Below are 25,622 nucleotides of genomic sequence, written 5' to 3' on the forward strand. Positions count from 1 at the left end.
TCATAACACATATTTTAATTTCTAACATCATAAATACAAATACTAATTATTTACATGCAACAATCAGATAACAATAATTCCGCAAAAAAAAGAACCACATAAAGTGGTCCTTTCATTTAAAAATTAATATAGTTTCTAGGGTTTACAGCATTTGAATGGGATGCTGTCCATGGTCCGATATAGAATTCAAAATGTAAATGTTGGCCATAGGCTTGTCCAGTGCTTCCCATATAACCAATGACTTGTCCTTTTCGTACTGTTGCATTTTCACCAATGGTACGAGAACTCATATGTGCATAAACTGTCGTATAAATTTTTCCGTTAACAGAATGGGTAATGAAGATACAATTTCCGTAACTTGAAGAAAAATATGAACGAGTTACTACTCCATCACCGGCAGCCACGATAGGAACTGTTCCTCCCTTAGCAATATCTATTCCTGAATGGAATCCATCTGCATCGAAAGAGCGTCTACCAAATTCAGAAGAAACATAGCCTTGTGCCGGACGTGTAAATGTTCCGGATGAAACAGCTGGTGTTCCGGAAGATTTTCCTCCGCCACTGCTCACGCTATTTACACTATTACTACTGTTTCCACTATTCCCGCTGCCGTTTGTACTATATGAGCTTTGTTGTTTCTGTGCAGCTGCTGCTTCTGCTGCGGCACGTTGCTCTTCTGCAATACGATCCTTTTCTAATTGAATCGCTTTTTCGATCGCGGATTTTTGTGCAGAAAGGATTGCATTTTCTTCCTCTAAAGACATTTTATCATGTTCTAGTTTTTTCTTTTGTTTTCCAAGTTCTTTCAATATCACATTTTTTCTTGATTTTTGTTGATTTAATTCAGCTTTCATCGCTTGTAACTTTTGTTGCATTTCTTGAAGATTATTTAGTTTTTTTGTTACATCTGCTTGCTTCTTTTCTAACTCCGCTTGATCTCTTTTTTGTTCATCAATGATTTGCTTATCTGCATTGACTAATGTAGTAACGGCGGATACACGGTCAAGTAAATCCGCAATGCTGTCCGCACCTAATATAACATCTAAATAATTTACTGAGCCCCCACCATTTGTTTGCATTGTACGGGCACGTTTGTCCAACAGTTCATTTCGTTCCTTGATTCGCTTTTTTAATGCATTAATTTCGGATTTCAGCTTTTCTATTTCCCTTTTAGCTACATCAATTTGTTGCTGCTTTTCTTGTATTTTTTCATCTGTATCTGCGATATTTACATCTAATGTTTCCAATTCACTTTCAAGATTGTTTTGTTTTCCTTTAATTTCATCAATCTTGTTCTCTTTTTGTTTAATATTTGAGTGAATATTTGACTGTTTATTTTGCACATCTTTTTGCTGATCTTGTAAATTCGATAGTTTGGATGCAAAGGCATCGGATTGATAAGCAAATAAACCGCCAAAACCAAGTACTGATGCTAAAGTAACCGAAAGCAATGACTTTTTTTTCAATGTTTTTCCCCCTTAAGAAATTTTATATGTATATGTATGGATGGCGGAGGTAGCAGCACTACCTCGGTTATATGTTTAAATTTTTAAGAATCGGCGAATGGACATTGTACTTCCCCAAATACCGATTAAAATACCCATTAATAGGAGTATGCCTGTAATTTCAAACACAAATGGATTATAGTTTAAAATTTGAATCATATTACTTTCTAATTTTGGTGCTAAGAAACTATGCATGTAATAGTATCCGAATGTGATAATAAGAATCGGTAAAATTGATCCGAGAATCCCTAACCAAAGGCCTTCCATAATAAATGGCCATCGAATAAACCAGTTTGTTGCACCTACTAATTTCATAATCTCAATTTCTTTACGTCTAGCAAAAATCGTAATTTTAATTGTATTCGAGATTAAAAACATCGCGGTAAATAATAAACCAATAACTAATACTAGTCCCACATTACGGCTTATTTTTAAGACATTAAACAGTTTCTCTACTTTCCCCTCACCATATTTTGCAGATTCGACATGGGGGAAAGATTCGATTTGTTTCGCTACTGCCGGTGTATCTGTCGGTTTCTTTGTTTTTACAATAAATACATCATAGAGGGGATTGTTTTGTTCGAATAACTTCATGTCATTCCCCATACTATTTATTAAATTTTGAAGTTCATTCTCTTTAGAAGAAAATTCAACTGATTTAACTTGGCTTAAATTCTCTATTTTATTTTTAAGAGCTTCTTGATCTTGTTGTTTCGCTGTTAAATCGATATGAACTCTAACTTCGACATCATGCTCGATATCGGAAGCAATTTTATTCATATTCATCATAATGACAAAGAAAACGCCCACTAGCAATAATGTGATAGTTACCGCACTTGCAGAAGCAAACATCATCCATCCATTACGCCCTAAACTCTTGAAGCTTTCACGAAGGTGTCTTCTAACTGTTCTAGCTTTCATATCCGTAATCCCCCCGTTGCTCGTCACGGACAATGCGACCGCCTTCTATAGCGATAACTCGATGTCTAATAGTATTAACGATTTCACGATTATGTGTTGCCATTACCACAGTTGTCCCTCGTGTATTAATTTCTTCTAAAATGTTCATAATTTCCCATGACGTTTCTGGGTCAAGATTTCCCGTAGGCTCGTCCGCAATTACAACCTTTGGTGTATTTACAATGGATCGTGCAATCGATACACGCTGCTGCTCCCCACCGGAAAGCTCTGTTGGAAGCATTCTTGCTTTATGCTTCAATCCGACTAAATTAAGAACTTCCATCACCCGTTGTTTGATTTGCTTTGGTTGTTCCTCGATTACTTCCATTGCGAAAGCAACATTTTCAAAAACCGTTAATGTAGGCAGCAATTTAAAATCTTGGAAAACGACTCCTATTTGTCTGCGAAAATATGGAATTCGGCTATTTTTCAACTTACTTAAATTAATTCCATTAACCATAATATTACCTTGTGTTGCTTTTTCCTCGCGGTAAATCATTTTTATAAAAGTCGATTTCCCTGCTCCACTAGGTCCGACGACATATACGAATTCACCTTGTTTGATTTGAATGTTCAAATCATTTGTAGCTATAATCCCATTGGGATATTTTTTATATACATTTTGCATTTCTATCATTTAATCACCTTACTCTTCTAGGATCATTTTACTAGATCCCCATAATTCATAACTGTCATTTTCTTTACTATTTCGCTAACTTCCCACGAATAACTCGAATGCTGACGTAAAATAGCGAAATTTAATCACAAAACTATTATAACATCATAAACTTGAATGTTAATGGAAAATAATATTACATTTATATTTCAAAGCTTTATTCTATTGAAAAATTTGATTCTTTCGAGAGGAAAATATTCATATTTTAAATACTTTTTCAATAGTATGAAAGTTCTATTTTTGTCATTATATCTGTTAACAAAGAAAAAACCTGATGTTTGTCATACTAACATCAGGTCATTTGAATTGCTATTATTTTTTCTCAGATAGCCATGTAGCTACTTTATCTGCGTCATCACCTTTAATAAGTCCTCCAGGCATTCCGCCTGATTTCCCCTTATTAATGATATCGAGGATTTGATCTTTGTTATATTTTGCTCCTACTTTTGTTAAATTAGGGCCAACTGCACCTTCGAGGTTTCCACCGTGACAGCTTGCACAATTTTGACTAAATAATTTTTCTGCATCCCCAGCACTTGCTGTGTTTGTCGATTTGTTAGTATTTGTCGTTGTTTCATTTTTATTAGCATTATCATTATTATTGTCCTTGCTACTAGAGCCGCAGGCAGCAAGTCCGAATGCTAATGTGAAAATCATCAGAATTCCTATTAGCTTTTTAACCATTTTATTTCCTCCTCGTATAATAAGTTTTAGAAATTGCTTTTATTGTTCTTTGATAACTAAATAATTAAGATATTGCTATCTATGATGGAGGCAATGCTGCTCTCTCTTTATATTCATAAATAGCACAACCCGAATTGCTTGGATACTGGGGGATATCCCTGGATAATAGACATTGGAATGGATCCAACTGGGAATATGCTGTTTCCTCCTGTAGTTCGACTACGATTAAAGACTGTGACCCAGACAATGGTTGTACTGCAAACACACAAGCTGTATCGGTGTATTTCTATACCAATGTTAGTGGACATTGGGGCAGCTTTTAGAGACGCACCTTTTGAATACTCATACGCGAGGCTGTTGCCAGACCATTGTTTCTAGGGATATCCCGCAGTATCCAAGCTTATTCCATAATCAAATGAAAGGAGGTCCTTTCCGTGAATTTATTTGTAGGTATTGATGTAAGCTCTAAAAAACTTGATGTGTGTTTTCTGGACAGCGAAGACACACGTTTAAAAGAAACGACTTTTCCAAACGATATTCATGGAGCGAACCAGATTAAAGAAAATATCTTAGCTTATCATGGACAATCCCATTACGAAAAAATCATTGTCGGCATGGAATCCACCTCTGTGTATAGCTTTCACCCTGCGCATCTTTTAGATAACGATGCCGACTTAAAACGGATTGGGGTGGAAGTGGTGGTTCAAAATCCAAAGGCGATCCATCGGTTTAAAGGCTTATTTGAAGAAGATAAAACCGATAAAATTGATGCATTTCGGATTGCCGACTTTCTTCGGTTTGGGCGCTATAATAAAACCATCATCAAGGAAGAAAAGTATGTTGCCCTTCAGCGTTTAACGCGTTCTCGTTATCAGGTCATTCATCAATTGACCGAGTGTAAGCAGCATTTCCTTGAAAATCTCTATTACAAGTGCAATACATTGACCAATGAAGTAGATACTTCTGTTTTTGGTTCGACCATGATGGAGTTGTTCGCTGAATCCTTTTCGCTGGATGAGATCGCTCAGATGGAGCTGGAAGAGCTGGCTGAGTTCCTTCAAGAGAGAGGAAAAGGTCGCTTTCGTCAGCCAGAAAAAGTTGCGAAATCCATCCAAAAGGCGATTCGTGACTCCTACCGTTTAGGCAAGGTCGTACAGGACTCCGTTGATGTCGTATTGGCCACCTATGCCAAACTCATTCAAACACTTAAAAACCAGGTCAAAGAGTTAGAAAAAGGGATTGAGTCCCTATTTCACATTATTCCAGAAGGACAGTGCTTGAAAAGCGTGCCGGGTATTGGTCCGGTTTATGCGGCAGGGATTATCGCCGAAATCGGTCAAATTGATCGATTTGAAACACAAGCGCAAATAGCTAAATATGCCGGTCTCTTCTGGAAAAAATCGCAATCAGGCGACTATGAATCGGAACGAACACCACGAGTCATGTCGGGAAATCAGTATCTTCGTTATTACTTAGTTGAAGCTGCCAACTCGGTCCAACGAAATGAACCCGCCTATCGTGAATTTTACTTAAAGAAGTATAAAGAAGTTCCGAAATTTCAACACAAAAGAGCCCTTGTCATGACTGCAAGAAAATTAGTGCGTTTGGTGGATGTGCTACTACGCAATCACCAACTCTACACGCCAAAAAGGAGCGTGTAACTCAAAAGCAAATAGCTGCTTTTGAATCCTTTCAGCAAACCCGAACAAGCGTTCTTGTGATGGTGCGGGTTTAGTTCAGTGCGCCTTTTTTTCCTTTGAAAGTCCAAAATCAACTTTATTTTTTATGGATTTTCTCTTGACTTATTACCACAAGTCTTTAGATGTTGGAAAATTAATCCTTTATCATTATTACTATATACCTTTTTCGCTTCTTTTGAAACCTTCCCCAAGTACCTCTGATGCATCCTTAACCACGACAAATGCAGATGGATCAAGGGGTTTCACTAGTTGTTTCAACTTTGTGAATTCTATTTGATCGACCACACATAAGTACCGGTCTCTCACTCTCAGTAAAACCACCATATGCTGTTAGTTTTGTCACACTACGGTCAATTTTATTCAAAATTCCTTTACGTATTTCTTTCTTCTTTTCGGTAATAATTAATACCGTGTTTGAGCGATTCAAAAATTTTAATGATAGGTCTTCAATCTCAACGTTAAGAAGCCTTCACCACGCAGGTAAAAGCTTCTTATAAAAAGAATTCAAATCAAACATTAACTGTCCATCCCAGATGGAAAGTGTCCACAAACGGTGCCTGACACCGGTGTAATGACACCGGTGTCAGGCACCTATAAAGTGACACTTATATGCGGGAGCGGAGGTAGGCGTTGATGAAGTTGTCAAGCTCGCCGTCCATTACTGCTTGGACGTTTCCTACTTCTGTGTTGGTGCGATGGTCTTTGACCATTGAGTATGGGTGGAAGACGTAGGATCTGATTTGGCTTCCCCAGCCGATTTCTTTTTGTTCTCCACGAATTTCAGCGAGTGCTTTTTCTTTTTCTTCGAGTTCACGCTGATAAAGTTTTGCTTGGAGCATTTTCATTGCTTGCTCACGATTTTTGATTTGCGATCTTTCGTTTTGACATGTAACAACGATACCTGTTGGGATATGAGTAATACGAACAGCTGAATCGGTTGTATTAATATGTTGTCCACCGGCACCGCTTGCACGGTACGTATCTATTTTGATGTCTTCTGTGCGAATGTCGATTTCAATCTCTTCGTTAAACTCCGGCATAACTTCGCAGGAAACGAAGGATGTATGACGGCGGCCTGACGAATCAAACGGTGAGATTCGGACTAGACGATGAACCCCTTTTTCCGCCTTTAAATAGCCATATGCATTATGTCCTTTAATTAATAAAGTGACACTTTTAATACCAGCTTCATCACCAGGTAAATAATCGAGCGTTTCCACTTTGAAACCTTTTTTCTCTGCCCAGCGTGTGTACATGCGTAAAAGCATGGAACCCCAGTCTTGTGATTCCGTACCACCTGCACCGGGATGAAGCTCAAGAATCGCATTATTTTTATCATATGGTTCGCTTAATAGAAGTTGTAATTCAAATTGATTTACTCTCTCCACTAATATTTCCAATTCAGATTCTAGTTCCCCAGCAAGTTCCGCATCATTCTCTTCTTTCACAAGTTCATGAGTTAATTCAAGGTTTTCTTGAATATCAAGAAGTTCCTTATATTCATTAACTAAATCCTTTAAGCCATTAGCTTCATTGATGATCGTTTGTGCACCTTGCTGATCATTCCAAAAGTCAGGCTCAAGCATTCTTTCATCTAATTCGGCAATGCGGGCTTCTTTGTTTTCTAAGTCAAAGAGACCCCCTAAAGTCCGCTAGTTTCTTAGCTGTTTTCTCAAGTTCTGTACGTATTTCAAATAATTCCATTTTGCCTCACCTCAGGGTGTAATTTGTAATTAGTTTAGGACAGGCTTTTTCACCTGTCCCTTAAAAAAATCCATTTGTATCTTAGATTTAAACATTCTTACCATGACATTGCTTATACTTCTTGCCGCTTCCACATGGACACGGAGCATTACGGCCAATATCAACGGATTTTTTCACCGGTTTCTTTTTCACCTTTTCCCCGTCTTCTTTCGGATTCACCGCTTGACCTTTAGCTACTTCTTCACGTTGAAGATTGTTTCTAATTTCAGCTTTCATCACATATTTCGCTGCATCCTCTTCGATTGCTTCAATCATCCCTTCAAACATAGCGAACCCTTCACTTTGATATTCTCGTAACGGATCCACTTGACCGTATGCACGAAGATGAATTCCTTGACGCAAGTGATCCATTGCATCGATATGATCAATCCATTTTGAATCAACTGCACGAAGGAGAACAACTTTTTCAAATTCGCGCATTTGTTCAGGTGTTAACGACTCTTCCTTTTCATCGTAACGGACTTTGACTTTTTCCATAATAAGGTCTGATATCTCTTCAGGTTCCTTACCACGTAATTCGTCAATTGTTAAATCGCCTTCAGGTAAAAGATTGCCGTGAACAAAATCAACTAGTCCTTGAAGATTCCAGTTTTCTTCGTCCTCATGACTTGAAGCATATAGTTGAATATTGCGTTCAAGAACAGACTGAATCATTTTTTCAACGATTTCACGTAAATTCTCGGAATTGAGCACTTCATTTCGTTGAGTATAAATGATTTCACGTTGTTGGCGCAACACATCATCATATTGTAAAAGTTGTTTACGGGCATCGAAGTTATTTCCTTCTACACGTTTTTGTGCTGATTCCACTGCTCGCGATACCATTTTACTTTGAATTGGTTGGGAATCATCCATACCTAAACGCTGCATCATGTTTTTCATATTATCTGAACCAAAACGACGCATCAATTCATCTTCCATGGAGAGATAAAATTGTGTGACCCCTGGATCACCTTGACGTCCTGAACGACCACGAAGCTGATTATCAATCCGGCGAGATTCATGGCGCTCTGTACCGATAACGGCTAATCCACCAAGTTCTTTAACTCCCTCACCTAGTTTAATATCTGTTCCACGACCAGCCATGTTTGTAGCAATCGTTACGGAGCCTTTGTGGCCTGCTTCAGCAATTATTTCGGCTTCACGTTCATGATTTTTCGCATTCAATACATTATGGCGAACGCCTTTTTTCTGTAATAAACCGGAGATTAATTCAGATGTTTCAATTGCTACCGTACCGACAAGAATCGGTTGGCCTTTTTTATGACGTTCGGCAATGTCTTCAACAACTGCACGGAATTTCCCTTCCATACTTGCATAAATCAAATCCGGACGGTCGTCCCGAATAATTGGTTTATTCGTAGGAATAACAATAACTCTCATATTATAAATGTTTCTGAATTCCTCTTCTTCCGTTTTCGCCGTACCTGTCATACCGGCAAGCTTTTCATACATTCGGAAGTAGTTTTGGAATGTAATTGTTGCCATTGTCATACTTTCATTTTGAATCTCAACGGCTTCTTTTGCTTCAATTGCTTGATGTAGGCCATCACTGAAGCGGCGTCCTTTCATGAGACGACCGGTAAATTGATCGACAATCACAATTTCCCCATCTTGTACAACGTAATCAACATCCAAATGCATGCTGACATTTGCTTTTAACGCCTGATTAATATGATGATTCAATGTTACATGTGAAATATCGAATAGATTATCAATTGAGAAATAACGTTCTGCTTTATTGATTCCTTCTTCTGTTAATTGAACACTTTTCGTTTTTTCGTCGTATGTGTAATCTTCTTCTTTTTTCAATGTACGAACAAAAGCATTCGCTTGAATATATAAAGAAGTAGATTTTTGTGCTTGACCGGAAATAATTAAAGGTGTCCGCGCTTCATCGATTAAAATGGAGTCGACCTCATCAATTACTGCATAATACAATGGACGCTGCACCCGCTGTTCCTTATATAACACCATATTATCACGTAAATAGTCGAACCCAAATTCATTATTCGTTCCATAAGTGATGTCAGCAGCGTATGCCTCTTGTTTTTCTTCACTTGACATACTATTTAAGTTTAAGCCAACAGTTAAGCCAAGAAACTCATACAGTTCGCCCATTTCTGTCGCATCACGGCTAGCTAAATATTCGTTAACAGTGACAACATGGACGCCTTTTCCGGAAAGCGCATTTAAGTATACGGGCATTGTCGCTGTTAAGGTTTTCCCTTCACCCGTTTTCATTTCCGAGATATTTCCTTCATGTAAGGAAATCCCACCCATTAATTGGACGTGGTATGGATAAAGACCAAGAACACGACGAGCACCTTCCCGAACAACAGCGAAAGCTTCTGTTAGTAAATCATCTAATGATTCGCCGTTTTGATAGCGTTGTTTAAATTCCTCTGTTTTTTCGCGAAGCTGTTCATCAGACATTTTTTCCATATCAGATGCTAATTCTTCAATTTGATTCGCCATCTTATCTAGTCGTTTTATTTCACGTTTGTTTGCATCAAAAACTTTTTCTAAAAAAGCTGCCATGTAGTAAACGCTCCTTTATAGTAAATGTGAGTGAACTTTCGTTTAGGTCTTAACTCTTTCGTGATGAAAGACCAAAAATCCTCTCACCAAGCATTCTTATTTTGAAACCTGATTAAATTTTACCATTGTATACTATGAAGTGACAACTCATACCAAGTAGGAGAAAAAAATTAAGACCTGATAACATGTAGCAGGCCAAAAATTTCCTTACCCAAGAAAGATTGCTCCGTATAGTAAAGCCCCACAAATAACGTAGACGGGACTTACTTTCCACTTTTCTAATAATAGCAGACTCGCACCACCTAAAAAGATGGTATGTATGATACCAATTCCTTCGTATGAACTGGAGAAAAAGTCAATTGTCATGACTCCTAATAGTACCGCTATCGCCGGACGAACGAGTTTCGTCATATTTTTTACCTTCGGAGACTCTTTAAATTTTAGTAAAATCCCCAATAAAATGATCAGTAAAATAATGGAGGGCGCAATGGTCGCAAATAAACCGACAATGGCTCCTAATATCCCCCCTTGCTGGTAACCAACAAAACCAGCTAATTTAGTCGCTATTGGTCCCGGCAACGCATTTCCTAACGCGACCATTTCACTAAATTCATGGACGGTAAACCATTTATAACGGTCAACTACTTCATGTTCAAGTAAGGGAATAGAAGCGGGTCCCCCTCCATATCCTAAAAAATTCGCCATAAAATTCGCTACGAAAATTTGCCAATAGATCATGATGCTTTCACCTGCTTTTCTTTCTCTTCCTGTTTCGAAAATAAAGCAGCAACTAGAAGTCCGACAATCATGATCGCTGGATGAAGTCCTAAAATATTGATAACGATAATACTAATCCCGATGACAATGAGAGTTGACATCCACCCCATCGAACTCTTTGACTTTTTAACAAAATCCCATGTGAGCACACCTAACATGACACCAGCAATTGGTACAACGGCTTTTGACATCCCTCTTACCCATGGTTTGTCATTATACGCATGTAATACCGTTAATAAAATAATCATTAAAATAACGGTAGGCAGAACCGTTGCAGCAAGTGCCGTAAGCATCCCTAAAAAGCCGCCAACCCTCCAGCCAATATATCCAGACATTTTCGTATTAATCGGCCCGGGGAGTGTATTAGCCAATGCCAATATATCGGAAAATTCTTCGTCATCCATCCATTTATACGTTTCTACGACTTCCCTATGCATAAGCGGAATGGCGGATAATCCTCCTCCATAGCCGAGCATACCCGATCGGAAAAAGGCAATAAAAATATCCATTTGTTTCAAAACTATCACAATCCTTTAATCATTTCTATTGATGCTATTCTCGTTGAAAAATTTCCTCATACACAAAATGATCGATATCGTTAGATTGACCATATTTGATCGAACCAATCCTATTCACTACCAAGCAGCAATCGATCCATCTGTTCTAGATTCTGTCCCTCCCATTAAAACACCCGTTTCAGGATTTCGCCAAATAATTTGCCCCCTGCCAAAACCGCCAGTATCAGGAGCAATTTCGATTTGATGACCTAAACGAATCAATGCCTGCACGAGATGGTTTGGAAAATTCGCTTCGACAACAATTTTCTTCCCTTCTATCCATTGCCAACGCGGGGCATCCAAGGCAGCTTGAGGATTCAAATGAAAATCGACCGTATTCATGACTACTTGAAAATGTCCCTGCGGCTGCATATAACCACCCATGACGCCGAATGGGCCAACAGCTTGATTATCTTTTGTGAGAAAACCAGGAATAATCGTATGATAGGTTTTCTTCCCAGGCTGTAAAGCATTGGAATGCTCCGGATCTAAAGAAAAATCATGTCCACGATTTTGCAAAGCAATGCCTGTTCCAGGGATAACAATTCCCGAACCGAATCCCATATAATTACTTTGAATAAAGGAAACCATGTTACCCTCCCCATCCGCGGCAGCCAAATACACGGTACCTCCACTTGGCGGCTTATATGGATCAGGGACTAATGCCATGTCTTCAATCAATTCACGTCTCGTTCTTGCATACTCTTCTGATAATAAATGTTCTGTCGTAAGTTTCATATGTCTTTGATCAGTAATAAAAGCTTTCCCATCAGTAAATGCAAGCTTCATCGCTTCAATTTGTTTATGATATGTCTCGACCGTTTCTTTTTCGGTAAAATCAAAGCCGCGCGCAATATTTAAGGCCATTAATGCTACCAGCCCTTGCCCATTCGGTGGAATTTCCCATACATCATAGCCGCGATAGTGAGTAGAAATCGGTTCGACCCATTCCGCTTTGAAATCAGCCAAATCCTCTTTTGATAAAAATCCATCATATTTCTGAATATAATCTGCAATTTTTTCAGCTAATTCTCCACGGTAAAAACTTTCCCCATCTGTCTCTGCAATTGATTGTAATGTGGCAGCATGACCAGGTGAACGCCAAATATCACCTATAAGAGGGGCATTTCCATTCGGTGCAAATGTGTCAAACCAAGGCTGGTATTCTTCCCCTTTGAAAATTTCTTTGAAACGTTTATAGGTCGCCATCCAATTTTTCCCTAATATTGGTGTGAGCGGATAGCCGTCCTCCGCATAGCGAATCGCTGGTTGGAGTACATCTTGCAGCGGCAGTTTGCCGAACTTCTTTGATAGCTCGACCCAAGCAGCTGGTGCACCAGGAACGGTAATCGGAATGACACCGTATGTTGGCATTTTTTCATGTCCTCTCGCCTTGATGTCATCGATAGAAATGGACTTAGGTGCCGGACCGCTCCCATTTAATCCATGCAACTTCCCATTCGTCCAAACGAGTGCAAATGCGTCCCCACCAATTCCGTTTGAAGTTGGTTCAACTACCGTTAAAGCGGCCGCCGTGGCAATTGCCGCATCAATCGCATTTCCGCCTTTTCGAAGAATACTAAGTCCAGCCTGAGCTGCCAATGGCTGCGATGTCGCCACCATTCCATTTTTCGCAAATATTGTGTTACGAACCGAAGAATATGGCTGATACAAATGATCCAATTTCACCTTCTATTCCCTCCTTGAAAACAAATAATCCTTTTTGATTAACATTTGTTAGTCTTTTTTGTAAAAATAATTTACAAACGGAATTATTTTTTAATTAATTACGATTATATAGAAAATTTTCATTTTATTCTACAATAAATTTTTTTAATAAGAAAAACCGAGCAAAAAAGATGCCCGGTTCGGATTAAGCGCATTTTAGTAACTAGCACGCTATGTCATTTTTAGGGTTTATTTCGAGGATTCGTTCACTTGAATATGGTTTTCCTGGCCTTATCTTCCCGTATCTGACGGATTCGTCCACTTGAGCAGGGTTCATCCTTCCTTATCTTCCCGCATCCAGCAGATTCGTCCACTTGAGCAGGGTTCATCTATCCTTATCTTCCCGTATCCGGCGGATTCGTCCACTTGGGCAGGTTTCATCCATCCTTATCTTCCCGCATCCAGCAGATTCGTCCACTTGAGCAGGGTGCATCCATCCTTATCTTCCCGCATCCGGCGGATTCGTCCACTTGGATTTCCCGTCCTCATCTTCTCGCATCCAGCGGATTCGTTCACTTGGTCTCAGGCTCCAGGATTACGAACTCAAATTCCACTCTTAGCATGCAGTTGTTTCACTTAAAGCTTCAATCCATTTCGGCTTTTAAATCGCCTTAATAAAATATTACTTTCAACTCTTGTTATCCCGTCTAACGCATACAATTCATTGTTGATGAAATTTTCCAAAGCAATAAAGTCGTCGACTAAAACATGCATATGTAATGTGCTAGGACCTGTCATTTGATAGCAACTGGCTACACTTGGATTATCTGCAAGAGCTTGTGCAACTTGAACTAAAAAAGCTGGTTCACAATCCACTTCAAAAAACGCGGATACGTGCTTTCCAATTTTTTCTGAGTTAATCACAACAGTAAATTTTTCGATTACGCCATTATTCATTAATTGATGTACTCGCTCGCGAACTGCTACACGGGACAAGTTTAATTCCTTGCCAATATCTACATAGGATGCACGCCCGTTTTCTGTTAAAATTTGAAGAATTTTTCGATCAATATCATCCAACTTCATTTTATCACCCACTTTTAAGGAAAAAGAAAGGCGAGACACTACAACTGTAGGTACTCACCTTATTGTCAGATCACTATTTCGTTTCGATTAAACCATATTTCCCATCTTTTCGACGATATACGATGTTTGTGTTATTTGATTCTGCATCGGTGAAGACGAAGAAATTATGTCCAAGCATGTTCATCTGAAGAACCGCTTCTTCACTATCCATCGGTTTCAAATCAAATTGCTTTGTACGAACAACTTCAAACTCAAGATCATCGTCGGATTCCGCTTGGCTTTCACCGTTTGAGAAAAATTCCATTGCATTTCCTTTTTCTCGGAATTTACGATTGACTTTCGTTTTATGTTTACGAATTTGTCGTTCGAGCTTGTCAACAATTAAGTCAATTGCTGCATACATATCGTTATTAATTTCCTCTGCCCTTAGGACTAATTGCGGGAGGGGAATGGTAATTTCAACTTTAGATGATTTATCTTGATACACTTTAAGATTAACATGTACATTTGCTTCAGGTACTTCTGTAAAATATCGTTCTAATTTACTTACTTTTTTCTCTGTGTATTCTCTAATTGCTGGAGTTACCTCAATGTTCTCGCCACGTATGTTGTAGTTCATCATATGGACTCCTCCTCATTATATGGATGCCGCTTCCATTTGCTTAAACATTGGAAACTGCCTCCTATTATAAATACTATGTTTATATATTTCTATTATAGCCCATCATATTCCTGCTTAAAACGAAAAGTTTTTTGTCGAATTTGAGAATTATGTCAAAAAGTCTATATCGACAATGGCTACATTCTCTTCCATCCGTTGTTTAATTTCCTTCATCCAATGTTTTACACGATCATTTCGTTCCTCGGGAGCAACTTTTTTATTAAAAACTGCATATAATTCACTGTCTCGAAGTTGTAAAAATAAAGGTATCATTTCGATCCAGTCACTAAAAAATTTATTTTCCTCTTCGTATCCGTCGAGAAAAGCGGTTAAAAATTTTTTAGCAAACCGATTTCGTTCATCCCTCGTACTATAAAAATGCTTTGAATTCGTCGCATAATAAAGCGGAATAGCAATGTCGGAAGCAAAATAATGATAGCTTGCATCATCGAAATCAAAAACATGTATCGTATTACCATCATAGAAAAAATTCCCTTGATGAATATCAGAATGAATTAATCCATAATTATCTTTGCTTTTCGCTAATTGCTGAATTTTTCCCACGACATTCCTTGTATGTTCAAGTAACTCCTCATTTGAGTAATATTTTTCAAAATCAAGTAGATCGGCGGAATCCCAGTGTTGTCTTGGAACAATTCCTTCCGAAGGCTGATACTCTTTCGTGTGGCGATGCATCTTCCCGATCATTTTCCCCCATTTATAGAACAACTTTTCATTGAAAATGGAATCATCTAATGTAATCGGATCACCGGATGCTTTTTCAAAAAGACTGGCAAAAAAAGAGGAGTTCTCAACCGTAAATTCCTCTACTGTTTTTTCGTCAGGTGAAAGTAAAACATTTGGTATGCTAATTCCGCAACGATTCAAATATTGAATCCAGTCTAACTCAGATTCCAATTCCTGTTTGGAACGATGCGAACTATGTGTTATCCGCAATATTTTAGGCTTACCCAGCTCATACACTTCGAACACATAATTTTCAAAATCACCTAATTTTTTATAGGAATGATCTAGATTAAATCGATTTAATATGTTTTCGATAACGTCTTGAGTAAAGAGATTCTCTACAAATTGTTCCACTCCCATATCCCCCATTTGTCCTATTTGGAAAAAATTATAGCATACTCTTAACTAGTTTTCTGTATTTTTTTATTTTTCATAAAGTGGGATATTCACCCAAACCCTCTTTGTGTAATTTTCATATCCTTTAGGGAAAGCGTTTATAAATAAAAGAGGAGGAAATGTGATGCATCCTGAGTATTATCATCAAATGCCAAATTGGAATGAGTATCAATACAATGCCAATGATCAACGAATTTGGGGACGCCCTTGGGGATTTGGTCGTCCATGGGGGTTCGGTCGTCCGTGGGGCAGACCATTTTTCGGTGGACCATTTTTAGGCGGAGTTCTCGGAGGACTTGCAGGATCTGCCTTGCTAGCTCCTGCCCTTTACGGCGGCTATCCGTATGGATATGGCTACCCAGGGTTCTTCTGGTAGATCCTTTATAGTAAAAAGAGGTATCCAAATTTGGATACCTCCTATTTAATTTGTATTAAATCTTTGTGAAAGCTCCTTTAAATCGTCAGAAGAAATAGCAATTTGTTCCATAAGGTTTGTCACTTGTTGAATAATTTCCGACGTTTGCGTTAGCTCAATTTTAGTTCGATCACTATGATGTTTATTTTCATCTGCTGCTTGTAAAATTTTATCAAAGAATGAGTCCATATTAGTGATCTCTTTTGAACTTTCCTTTGTAAGTTCTGTCACATCTCCGATCGAAATTGTTACATTCTCAATTTGACTTTTTATGCTTTCGATTAATGTAGAAATATTACCGATTGATTTTTTTGTTTCTTCGGCTAATTTTCTTACTTCACCAGCAACGACCGAAAATCCCTTTCCATACTCGCCAGCCCTTGCAGATTCGATTGCTGCATTTAATGCTAATAAGTTTGTTTGTTCAGCAACACTCGTAATAATGGAAATGATGGAATGAACTTGATCCGATGCTTTCTTAAGCTCTTTAACCCGTTCATTGATATTTAGAGTACTTGCTTCAATATTATTGATTAATTGTAGTTCTTGACTTAATTTTTCTTTACTAATACTTGCTTCCGCAGACATAAGTTTTGCTACTTCAACATTTTGACTAGCAATGGACAGCATTTCAGCAGATTGTAAATTTAGTTGATTCATAAAATCATTGGTTTGGGTCGAAAATTGAGAAAGCGTTTCAGATACTTGGGCCACTTGCTGCTCAATAATTTTCTTTTGTTCTTCATGCTGCTTGCGGACTTTTTGATATTCTTTATCATATGTTTCAAGAACAATTTGTTGTTCAAAGTTAAGAAGTTTTGAAATGCTTTTTATGATTTCAATTACCCTAGCTTTTGATTCTACATGTTCTTCAATGAGTTCAATTAAGGAATACAATAGATTTTGAAATGCCCCTAAATACCATTTAGGTTCTAACCCAATATGTAAATGAACAACAGCTATCGTTTTCCGCTTTTCGATAAAGCCATCATCAATAACTCCAACAAACATTTCACTTATATGGCGTTTTAATGTTTGTCGCAGCCGGTCGATGCTACTATACTGATTGATGATGTTCATTAAATTTGCCTGATGACCGATTGCATCATAAAAATCATCAACGATCTTTTCAATGTTTTGATCAACAATATATTTTATAGATGCTGCGATGCGTAAATCTCCCTCTGTAAAACGAATCATTTGCATCTGTTTGTTTACTTCATGATCTTTAATGTTTATCGAGATTAGTTGCTCATCTTTCTCAAGAACAGGTTGTTCATTTATTGTTTTTTTACTGAACCAATTCATTGGCCACCTCTTAGATCTTATTTTTGTTAAGGCAATGTTAAATTAGGTTGTTGATTTCTTCTGCAGGTGCTCGTATTATTTGAACAATACTAAGTACCTATTATTTATCTGAAAAATAATAACAAAACTACATAAATACTATACTTCAAAAATTCCTTAATACATCATATATGCCGCGGATTTTTCGATACGATTTCCGCTGCCTGAAAAACGGTGCTAATTATGTTCGCCGCGCCTTGTCGATCGGCTGTATATGCAGCCCGAACAAATGGACTCGTATTTGGATTCACGATATATTTCGGAGGTAACCGATTTAATGAAAGTGCTAAAATATCGTCTAAACAATTTTCACAAGCACATGTTAAATTCAACTGATCTTTATGTTCATCAATTGCATTTCTTACAATTTCCTCCATCACATTGAACACAGGCATAATATGTCCCCCATGAGATCATTATTAAAAACATAATTAAAACCACCTACTCCAGGTGGCTACACTCATTTTATCATAGTTTTAATTATTTCATATACTGGATTAACTAGGAAAACATATATGTATTTATTATATTTTTTTATCTACCATAACGCCAAGAAATTCAGTCATTGCCGCATACATATCGAGCATTTTCTTTGAAGGAATTTCTTTAACGACTTCCTGTGTTGTGTCATCAACTACTGTTACATAATACTCATTTAATTTATCATGAAATTCGAATTTTAAATGAGTGTTTGATGCAGCAACAAACTCATTCATACTATCAATTATTTTTTCGAGTTTATCCTTTGGCACCACTTCCACTTTCATTTCTTCTGTATGCCTGGATTGCGTCGATTCTGCAAGGTTACTATTATCCGTATCTCCTTGGACTGTAGTAGTTATTGTTGCTGCAGGTAGCGCCTGTCCTCCAAGTCTATCAATCATTTCCTCTCACCCCTTACAACCCTTTTATTTTTTATATCGGTTTGTCAATGGGAATGTTTAGTACTTTTGGCTAGTTTTTCTGCAATTATTACATTATTTTGCGAATACTAATTTTCCAATTCGCCCCGGTCGAAATATGATAAGCTTTTGCAAAAGATCCTTGGTTAAGAGCAACGCCTATTTTGTCTAAAGAATTTACATAAAGCAATGGTTCTCCTAGCCGACTATCCGCGAAACAACGACCAAATGTCATTTTGTTTTTATACACTTGATGTCGATTATTAGAGATCGTCACTTCTAATGATGTTCCGTATTCAATACTCCGCTTTTAAATAATTCACGACTTATATTCGTCCAAAGATTCCCGAAGCGAACATCTAGAATATCAATTGTTCCGGAAATCACCCCCTTATTGAGGCTAGCCTTTGTGTTCGGTAATTCAACAATTTGCTTCACATCGATTTTAGGTCCTACCTGTTCAAACGTGATTACATTTGCCGCTAAGCGTGCGCCCGTATAGGCATAGACATCACGACCGTGGAATGTGTATGATTCGCCCGACTTGGGCAATCTATTGACCGTTTCATCAATCACTCTCGCCTCTTTAATACCAATCTGTTTTTTAATATGTGTGAGTGTCCCGTTATCAGGTGAAACAATATATTGATTATCCACCGTTTTAGCGACAATGCTTAAACGATCTGATCCCACTCCCGGATCAACGACGGAAACAAAGACCGTTTCCGCTGGCCAATACGTGATGGTTTGGTAGAGACGATAAGAGCCTTCCCAAATATTATATTGTGGAATATCATGTGTTAGATCAAAAATCCGAAGATCCGGATCAACAGAAATGGCCACTCCATACGTTGCACTAACTGCCCCATCACTTGTACCAAAATCTGTTTGAATCACTAAATTCTTACCCATGCTGTTATCCTCCCTGGCTTTAATAAATTTAAAACAAAATAAAAAACCACGCCCCCATCATTAACGATAAGGACGTGGTTGAATCAACGTGGTACCACCTTACTTTACTGCATGCTCACACATACAGCCTCGACAAGTACTCAAGCTTACACTTTTATACTGTGGTATGGATAACGAGTACCAACTCTCGTCGGAACCTACTAATATCGATTGATACGTTCAGCACGAAACTCAGAGGCCATTTTTCAGATTTCCATTTTTTGCTTCTTTTCAGCTCCCGAAGCTCTCTTTAAAAAAATGATTAAATCTTACTTTTCTCTTCGTAGTTTTTAATTTATGGGAATTGATTGAATATTAAAGTTATTATAAGAGGAGTAATAAAAATTAGCAAGTTGTTTTTTGCGAATTAATCTATGTTCCTTTTTAATATTTCAATGGCATCACTCGAAAGTCCTGTTAATTCCATAACACTTTCAATATCAAGCCCTTTTTTAAGCATTTTTTGAGCTATTTCTTTTGCTTTTTCTAATTGGCCTTGTTCGATACCTTGTTCAATTCCTTGTTTCATTCCTTGCTGTATACCTTTTTGCAGGCCTCTCTCCAGTGCTTCTTTTTCTCTTAATTCAGCCTCACGAATGGCTGCTTCTTCATCCAGAACATGTTTCAGCCTCGCCTCATATGCAAGTCGTTCCTCTTGGGTTGCGCTTAAATAATCCCAATTTTTAAATGCAGACTTTAACACATCATCTTTCATCGCAATCGCCTCCAATTCATTATAAATATCCTCGTAGAACGTATCGGTCCGACTATCAACAATCCCTAACAGAAGCAACCACCTGGCCAATAAATCATTCCATGGATCTAATTTCCCTTGTTTCCATTCATTAATTAGCTTCGGCATTTCCACAAAGTGAAATTCCATCATATTAGTAAGTTTGAAAAAATCTTTATCCTCATATAAATGGAATGAGGTATGAAATCTTTTTGTATCGTTAAGAAGATCAAAATTTAAAATATTTATTGCAATGACCGTTCGTAATTCCCGATAGGCCATTCTTTTCTGTAAATTAGAACGATAAACACCTGACCAATAATAAATTGATCGATTAATCATATAATTCGTTTCCATATTGGTTCATCATCCTTTCGTTATCGAATCTTTTTCAATGCGATTTTAGATAACAGAGCGATGCCTTATTGTTTCAATTGATGTGATTCAAATTTTCCATATGTTTTCCGCAAAAATCTTGTAAAAGTGTTAGGTGGAAATTAGTAAGTAAACTAATCGGTGATTGTTTGGTGAATAGTTTAAGTTTTTTCATGAAGAATTGTCTTTGTAGATTTAGAACTTTAATGTGGAAGGTTTAAATGTCCTTTTTTTTATTATATCACAAACCAAAACGTATGTTCTATATTTTTTTATACATTTTTCAAGCTTTAAAAAAAATAAGAACCATCAGTTGATGGTCCTATTTTTCATTTATTTTCTTTTATCATAGAAAAAACCGTCATTTTGAATATTTGCATATGGATTCGCATATTGATTCATCGATTTCTTTTTTTTATTTAATCCATTCAAATCTTTTTGAATTTCTTGTTTTACATTCATCAATAGTAGATTTAGTTGCTTTCCCAATAAGATCAATCTTTCACCTAATAATTGATCTTCAGCTGAAAAAGGTGGCTTGATATCCTCAAGTAGTGATTCGCGTTTTACGAGAAAATGTTCGACTTTTTGAATCACATTATCCCGATCGGCATCATTATTATTTCTTAAAAACTCGATCAATTCCTTAGTAAGGTTACAGCATTCCTGAATCGGATTCATTATGCTTTGCCACCTTGAACCCCATACTGCTGCTGACGATTTAATTGGATAACCTGTTTCCATGTATCACGAAACTCCGTAACAAACTCTTCTACTTCCTCAAGAGCAGCGATGTCATTTTTAATATTCGCTTGAATTAATTGATAATGGATATAGTCATAAAGTGACATCATATTTTTTGAAACTTCTAAATCCATATTCAATGTAACCATTAGCTCTTGAATAATATTCTGAGCTTTTAGGATGTATTTATTTTTCTCTTCGATATTTTTTTGCTTAATCGCTACTTTTGCGAGATTCGTAAATTTTAAGCAGCCATTATAAAGCATTAATGTTAACTCTCCTGGCGATGCTGTTGTGACAGAGTTCTTTTGGTACGTTTGATAGGGATTGGACATTGCCATACTCTCCCATTCCTTTCTAGTAAATTTACTGTCCACTACTAAATTGCTGTAATAGGTAATTCATTTGGTTGTTTGATTTTTGAATAGCCGATTCCATTGCTGAAAATTGACGGTAATAACGATCCTCGATTTGTTTTAATCGATCGGTAAAGGATGTTATTTTTTTAGCTACATCATCTAAATTTCTTCCTATTGTAAATTGCTGGTTTGTGGAATATGCTTTTCCGGCGCGATCATTTAATTTATTAATTGTTGTTGAGACATCATCATAGAGTCGTTGGACAATCCCTTTGGAGGAAGTTGTATCTCCTGTACCTCTGAATAGATTTTCTACAGATGTCGGATCATCTTCAATCGCTTTTTTCAGTGCAGCTTCATCAATTTCAAGCTTTCCACCTTCTAAATAATTCGCCGTTGTTTTAATTCCGATTGCAGCCAATTGTTTAAAAGCAAAGGCGACATTTGCATTATCAACCGGCTGATACATTGACATCCGCATTTGAGTAAGTGCACCCGAAAGCATTGTATCCCCTTTAAGCAGACCACTTTTCGCTTTTTCTTCCCACATTTCTTGCTGTTTATCGGAAAGCTGCTCACGTTGTTCGTCTGTTAGAGGACCATAATCTCTGTATCTATCTTCTGAGATTTTTTTATTCACCGTATCTATTAATTTATTGTATTCATCGACGAACGCTTTGATATTATCAAAGACTTTGGAAGAGTCGTTCTTGATAGATACACTTTCGGCAGTATCGAAAGTTTTCTTCAGTGTAAATGTGACGCCATTCATTTCAAAAGTATTGGATGTTCTTTCAGTATCTAGACCATTAATGTTGAATTTTGCGTTTGTACCGCCTGTTTCAGCAGCTCCACCAAATTTCAATACGGTATCAATAAAATTACCTGAGGTTGAAATTTCTTGAACTGTTTCATCTCCGTTAAAGTTTCCTGTTTCCGTACGTGTTAACGTCATTTGATCGGAAAAAGAATCATAGAACAGTGAAACACCCACATTGGAATTATTAACATTTGTCATAACTTTACTTAAAGAATCGTTTCCTTGAACAAAAAAGTTTTCCTCAACTCCATTAGGATATTGAGAGGTAGATGTAGCCACCTTAAAACTTGTGTAGTTTTGTTGATAGGTTGTGGAAACATCAAAACTTACTGTATCCTTCTCACCTAAATTTTCAGCAGCTCGTTTTTCCTCAGCTTCTTTTTTTAGTTCTTCTTTATAAGCATCACTAAATGTAACTTTCCCTGTTTCTTTATCTAATGTGCCAAGTTTCAATCCTGAGGAGGCTGGATTACCTGATGCATCTACTTCTATTAAGTCAGTTCCATTTTCGTCAAGTTTAAACGTTTTATTATTTAAAACGATAGAAAAGTTGGAATCAGTAACAATTGCTCCATGGTTTAACTGAAACCCTGTTGTTTGATCTGATATAGTTGTTTTTTCTATTTTTTTATCGGCAACATAGTCAATTTTTACGTTGCTTCCTTTTTTTAATGATTTAAATGTAAGAACCCCATCGGTACCAGTATCAGATACAGAGACACGAACTTCATTGTCGGCTAGAACTGCATTAGGGTCAGTTACAAGTTTATAGGTTTTCCCATCGACTTTAATATTCATGTTGTTAATATCTTTTAGGTTTGCTCCATCCAATGGAAATTTCAGTTCAGTCCCATCTTCTGATACACTAATAGACTTTGATTCAACAACACCTTGTTCCCATGTAAGTCCACTAAGTTTACCTGCTTGACTCATTATACTTTGATTTATATCTACTTTTTCTGTGCCAGAAGATATCTTCCCTGTGTTTACTTTTGTGGCAGCCGTTGCCAACTGTTTCACTTTCGAAATTGAGTACGATGACATCGCAGCTGCACTTGAAGCAGTGGCTGTCAGAAATTGATCATTCGTTGAAACGGTACTTCTCGCACGATATGCTGGCGTTAATTTCATATTTGTTAATGTTTGTCGAAAATTAAAAAACAATGTATTCAATGAACGATAATCATCCCGTTGCCATTCAAGGGTTTGCTGTTTTTGCTTTAATTTATCTAAAGGCATACGTTCTACCTTCATTAAATCCTTTACCATTTGGTCGATGTCCATGCCGCTGGCCAATCCGCTTATACGAACCATTTGGTTTCACTCCCTAATCTGTAAAGTCTTTTCTTCTATTATTTATATCGGTAGTTTTTTGTGAATGTTTAGGATGGATTTGTTTGTTTTCGGGAATGACTTGAATTAAAAAAATCATAAAAAACTCGTTTTCAATAAAAACAAGTTTCCTATGATTTTATTTAAGCTATCGATGGACCATTTCCAGTTATATTGTGGTTGAAAAAGCTTATAGAAGTTCCAGTACAGTTATCCTCTGGCTTGGTAATAGATAGAATCCCTCTCAAATAAAAGACGTTAAATCCCTTATCAACATTTTTGGGGAATTCGGGGTGTCACTGTGTCCATCCCTTTTTCTTCAATCTTTTAATTTCTTCGATAGGAAGTTTTACATATTTAGCAATTACTTCAACATCCATACCATCTGCTAACATTTCAAGGGCAATCTGTTTACGTCCTTGCTCTAAGCCTTCTTCACGTGCTTCTTCTCTTATTTCACCAAAAGTTGGGGGTAGATTTTTTCGATCTAAAAAGAACATATCCACTTCCTCCTTCATGATCATGATTTCATTTCTTAATTTGGATGTCAATTCATCGGGAATTTGCAAGATGTAGTCTACAAAATAAATAAGGGCAGATAAATAGATGCGTTGTTCTTCTTGAGGAAAGTTACTTTTTTGCAAAAGTAACCGCATTAATTTGAGTTTGAAACGAAAGCGGGTATCGTCATCATTTTTAGACATACTTGCATACATACCAGCTAAGACTGCAATTTGGGAACTCTGGATCGGGATCCCCTTGAACTTCAATGTGGATAAGAAGCCATTTTTCTATACCACTTTTTAAGTATACTTTAACAATTTGATCAGCAATTTGTTTGCCCTTCTTCTCTTGAATAACTTCTTTATAAAGCTCCTGCTGCAAAAATTCATACTTCTTCTAAAAATCAATTTTTTCATATAAATCGGGTGCAAAAAATAGGACAAACTCCTCAAACAGCTCATTAATAAGTTTTTTCCAAAGTCCATCATAATCAACAGCGGAATAAATTGGGGGCTTCTCAAACACCATGCTCGTTACCATTAATATATCACAACCCTTTTCGATCTTATACATTAATAATAACAAAAACAGAACAAATATTCTATTTGGTATTTTTAAAAGGGAAATCTCCGTAGAACTTTCAAAAATCGGGGACTATTGCTATGAAACCAAGAACATAAATTAGATTAACAAAAGAATCGTCCCCATATTTCCTCGAATTTCTATTTCCAGTCCTTTCTCCATCCTTTAATAAATTTATCCATATTTTTATATCTTTTAATGAGTACTTGAGTTTCTTCCAATTTACCACTGGATAGAGCCAACTTAAAATCACTAATATACCATTTTCCGTTCGCATTGTTATAAGCAGGTACTTGGTATTTATTTTTGCCGATATTATGTGGGCGCAGTGTATATTCAAAAGCATTTTTTGCTTTTTTTAGCTTACCACTTTGAATGTAATAAATTTCACCATATTCAAAGTTGGATGATTCCGTTCCAGAGATAATAAAAAGGTCTGGCTGTCCTTTATGTTTCGATGGTATGGAATACATCATTTTTCTTGTTGCATTATAAGTATAGTTTTTAAGTTTGAAGCCAGTATAACTAACATTTTTCTTTCCCGACTTTTTAATATAAAGTTTATAATTTCCGTGATATATTAGATCACCCTCGTTTACTCCAGCCCATAGAGTGTTCCAACCATATTTAGCATTATTCGAACCTCTTGCTTTCTTTTCACTTGTCGGAACAACATAAACAATACATTTCTTCCCTTTATTATCTTTTAATGTATATGTCACACGACTTTTTTTCGTATTAACTGTGGACGCTTGTGTTTCTTGTAAAAAGAAAGAAAATACTAGTATTAATATAGATAATAGACTAATTAATTTTTTCATGCTTGTTCATTACCT

The 25,622-nt window shown here is 37.0% G+C and carries 25 protein-coding genes, 2 pseudogenes and 1 other annotated feature; of the genes and pseudogenes, 2 read left to right on the forward strand and 25 right to left on the reverse strand.

Annotated elements, in window-relative coordinates; genetic code table 11:
• Positions 1–116: 116 nt before the first annotated feature.
• From MKY81_RS20465 to cccB, 4 genes are all read right to left on the reverse strand, one after another.
• Positions 117–1,466: a murein hydrolase activator EnvC family protein gene (locus MKY81_RS20465; protein WP_107921423.1), complete on the reverse strand. Its 1,350-nt coding sequence runs from the start codon at positions 1,464–1,466 to the stop codon at positions 117–119.
• Between the two features lie 75 nt (positions 1,467–1,541).
• A complete protein-coding gene (gene ftsX / locus MKY81_RS20470) occupies positions 1,542–2,426 on the reverse strand; it encodes a permease-like cell division protein FtsX (RefSeq protein ID WP_066228319.1) in 885 nt (294 codons plus the stop codon).
• The gene (gene ftsE / locus MKY81_RS20475) at positions 2,416–3,102 is read right to left on the reverse strand and encodes a cell division ATP-binding protein FtsE (RefSeq protein ID WP_066228316.1); all 687 of its coding nucleotides are present in this window, start codon (positions 3,100–3,102) and stop codon (positions 2,416–2,418) included. The genes ftsX and ftsE overlap by 11 nt, the downstream gene beginning before the upstream one ends.
• 351 nt (positions 3,103–3,453) lie before the next feature.
• Complete coding sequence (gene cccB / locus MKY81_RS20480; RefSeq protein ID WP_066228314.1) at positions 3,454–3,825, reverse strand: cytochrome c551; 372 nt, start codon at positions 3,823–3,825, stop codon at positions 3,454–3,456.
• A 434-nt stretch (positions 3,826–4,259) separates the two neighbouring features.
• Here cccB and MKY81_RS20485 point away from each other — a divergent pair, with 434 nt between their 5' ends.
• Positions 4,260–5,486 (forward strand): IS110 family transposase, encoded by a 1,227-nt coding sequence (locus MKY81_RS20485; RefSeq protein ID WP_108073350.1) that lies wholly within the window; start codon positions 4,260–4,262, stop codon positions 5,484–5,486.
• Positions 5,487–5,678: 192 nt separating this feature from the next.
• Here MKY81_RS20485 and MKY81_RS20490 read toward each other — a convergent pair.
• The 9 genes and pseudogenes from MKY81_RS20490 to MKY81_RS20530 form a co-directional block, all read right to left on the reverse strand.
• Positions 5,679–5,943: pseudogene (locus MKY81_RS20490) on the reverse strand (YitT family protein); the annotation flags it as partial.
• A 187-nt stretch (positions 5,944–6,130) separates the two neighbouring features.
• A protein-coding gene (gene prfB, locus MKY81_RS20495) for a peptide chain release factor 2 (RefSeq protein ID WP_341118675.1) occupies positions 6,131–7,229 on the reverse strand; the annotation gives its coding sequence in 2 pieces (ribosomal slippage) (positions 6,131–7,165 and positions 7,167–7,229; 1,098 coding nt in all).
• A gap of 87 nt (positions 7,230–7,316) precedes the next feature.
• On the reverse strand, positions 7,317–9,830 hold the full coding sequence (secA, locus tag MKY81_RS20500; protein ID WP_066228308.1) for a preprotein translocase subunit SecA: 2,514 nt from the start codon (positions 9,828–9,830) through the stop codon (positions 7,317–7,319).
• A gap of 207 nt (positions 9,831–10,037) precedes the next feature.
• On the reverse strand, positions 10,038–10,568 hold the full coding sequence (locus tag MKY81_RS20505; RefSeq protein ID WP_066228306.1) for a chromate transporter: 531 nt from the start codon (positions 10,566–10,568) through the stop codon (positions 10,038–10,040).
• A complete protein-coding gene (locus MKY81_RS20510) occupies positions 10,565–11,125 on the reverse strand; it encodes a chromate transporter (protein ID WP_108070128.1) in 561 nt (186 codons plus the stop codon). Before MKY81_RS20510 ends, MKY81_RS20505 begins: the two co-directional genes overlap by 4 nt.
• Positions 11,126–11,242: 117 nt before the next feature.
• Positions 11,243–12,853 carry a gamma-glutamyltransferase family protein gene (locus MKY81_RS20515; RefSeq protein ID WP_066228300.1) on the reverse strand — a complete coding sequence of 537 codons (1,611 nt, stop codon included), beginning with the start codon at positions 12,851–12,853 and terminating at the stop codon, positions 11,243–11,245.
• Positions 12,854–13,468: 615 nt separating this feature from the next.
• Positions 13,469–13,918 carry an Lrp/AsnC family transcriptional regulator gene (locus MKY81_RS20520; RefSeq protein ID WP_108070130.1) on the reverse strand — a complete coding sequence of 150 codons (450 nt, stop codon included), beginning with the start codon at positions 13,916–13,918 and terminating at the stop codon, positions 13,469–13,471.
• A 73-nt stretch (positions 13,919–13,991) separates the two neighbouring features.
• Entirely contained in the window at positions 13,992–14,540 is a 549-nt protein-coding gene (hpf, locus tag MKY81_RS20525) for a ribosome hibernation-promoting factor, HPF/YfiA family (RefSeq protein ID WP_108070132.1), read from the reverse strand.
• A 147-nt stretch (positions 14,541–14,687) separates the two neighbouring features.
• The gene (locus MKY81_RS20530) at positions 14,688–15,680 is read right to left on the reverse strand and encodes a phosphotransferase enzyme family protein (RefSeq protein ID WP_066228291.1); all 993 of its coding nucleotides are present in this window, start codon (positions 15,678–15,680) and stop codon (positions 14,688–14,690) included.
• A 166-nt stretch (positions 15,681–15,846) separates the two neighbouring features.
• On the opposite strand from MKY81_RS20530, the gene MKY81_RS20535 reads away from it, so the two are divergent.
• Positions 15,847–16,098, forward strand: a complete 252-nt coding sequence (locus tag MKY81_RS20535; RefSeq protein WP_407716576.1) for a hypothetical protein — start codon at positions 15,847–15,849, stop codon at positions 16,096–16,098.
• Between the two features lie 45 nt (positions 16,099–16,143).
• Here the strand turns inward: MKY81_RS20535 and MKY81_RS20540 are convergent, their stop codons facing one another.
• From MKY81_RS20540 to MKY81_RS20595, 12 genes and pseudogenes are all read right to left on the reverse strand, one after another.
• Entirely contained in the window at positions 16,144–17,445 is a 1,302-nt protein-coding gene (locus MKY81_RS20540; protein ID WP_108070134.1) for a globin-coupled sensor protein, read from the reverse strand.
• A 164-nt stretch (positions 17,446–17,609) separates the two neighbouring features.
• Positions 17,610–17,879 carry a late competence development ComFB family protein gene (locus MKY81_RS20545; RefSeq protein WP_084347933.1) on the reverse strand — a complete coding sequence of 90 codons (270 nt, stop codon included), beginning with the start codon at positions 17,877–17,879 and terminating at the stop codon, positions 17,610–17,612.
• Between the two features lie 129 nt (positions 17,880–18,008).
• Entirely contained in the window at positions 18,009–18,368 is a 360-nt protein-coding gene (gene flaG / locus MKY81_RS20550; protein WP_066235718.1) for a flagellar protein FlaG, read from the reverse strand.
• An 88-nt stretch (positions 18,369–18,456) separates the two neighbouring features.
• Positions 18,457–19,298 (reverse strand): annotated as a pseudogene (locus tag MKY81_RS20555) (SAM hydrolase/SAM-dependent halogenase family protein).
• Positions 19,299–19,363: 65 nt separating this feature from the next.
• Positions 19,364–19,631 (reverse strand) — a binding site (T-box leader).
• Positions 19,632–19,704: 73 nt separating this feature from the next.
• On the reverse strand, positions 19,705–20,427 hold the full coding sequence (locus MKY81_RS20560) for an Rpn family recombination-promoting nuclease/putative transposase (RefSeq protein WP_341118687.1): 723 nt from the start codon (positions 20,425–20,427) through the stop codon (positions 19,705–19,707).
• Between the two features lie 351 nt (positions 20,428–20,778).
• Complete coding sequence (locus MKY81_RS20565) at positions 20,779–21,126, reverse strand: flagellar protein FliT (protein WP_327990797.1); 348 nt, start codon at positions 21,124–21,126, stop codon at positions 20,779–20,781.
• Entirely contained in the window at positions 21,126–21,530 is a 405-nt protein-coding gene (gene fliS / locus MKY81_RS20570; protein ID WP_327990799.1) for a flagellar export chaperone FliS, read from the reverse strand. Before fliS ends, MKY81_RS20565 begins: the two co-directional genes overlap by 1 nt.
• A 25-nt stretch (positions 21,531–21,555) precedes the next feature.
• Positions 21,556–23,682, reverse strand: a complete 2,127-nt coding sequence (fliD, locus tag MKY81_RS20575; RefSeq protein ID WP_341118689.1) for a flagellar filament capping protein FliD — start codon at positions 23,680–23,682, stop codon at positions 21,556–21,558.
• 314 nt (positions 23,683–23,996) lie between these two features.
• The gene (locus MKY81_RS20580; protein ID WP_341118692.1) at positions 23,997–24,416 is read right to left on the reverse strand and encodes a hypothetical protein; all 420 of its coding nucleotides are present in this window, start codon (positions 24,414–24,416) and stop codon (positions 23,997–23,999) included.
• Positions 24,397–24,585 (reverse strand): hypothetical protein, encoded by a 189-nt coding sequence (locus MKY81_RS20585; protein ID WP_341118694.1) that lies wholly within the window; start codon positions 24,583–24,585, stop codon positions 24,397–24,399. The genes MKY81_RS20580 and MKY81_RS20585 overlap by 20 nt, the downstream gene beginning before the upstream one ends.
• Before the next feature lie 15 nt (positions 24,586–24,600).
• Positions 24,601–24,777, reverse strand: a complete 177-nt coding sequence (locus MKY81_RS20590; protein WP_341118696.1) for a hypothetical protein — start codon at positions 24,775–24,777, stop codon at positions 24,601–24,603.
• Positions 24,778–24,926: 149 nt separating this feature from the next.
• Positions 24,927–25,607 (reverse strand): hypothetical protein, encoded by a 681-nt coding sequence (locus MKY81_RS20595; RefSeq protein WP_341118698.1) that lies wholly within the window; start codon positions 25,605–25,607, stop codon positions 24,927–24,929.
• Positions 25,608–25,622 lie beyond the last annotated feature (15 nt).

The sequence above is a fragment of the Heyndrickxia sp. FSL W8-0423 genome, assembly GCF_038009395.1.
Lineage (GTDB): Bacteria > Bacillota > Bacilli > Bacillales > Bacillaceae_C > Heyndrickxia > Heyndrickxia sporothermodurans.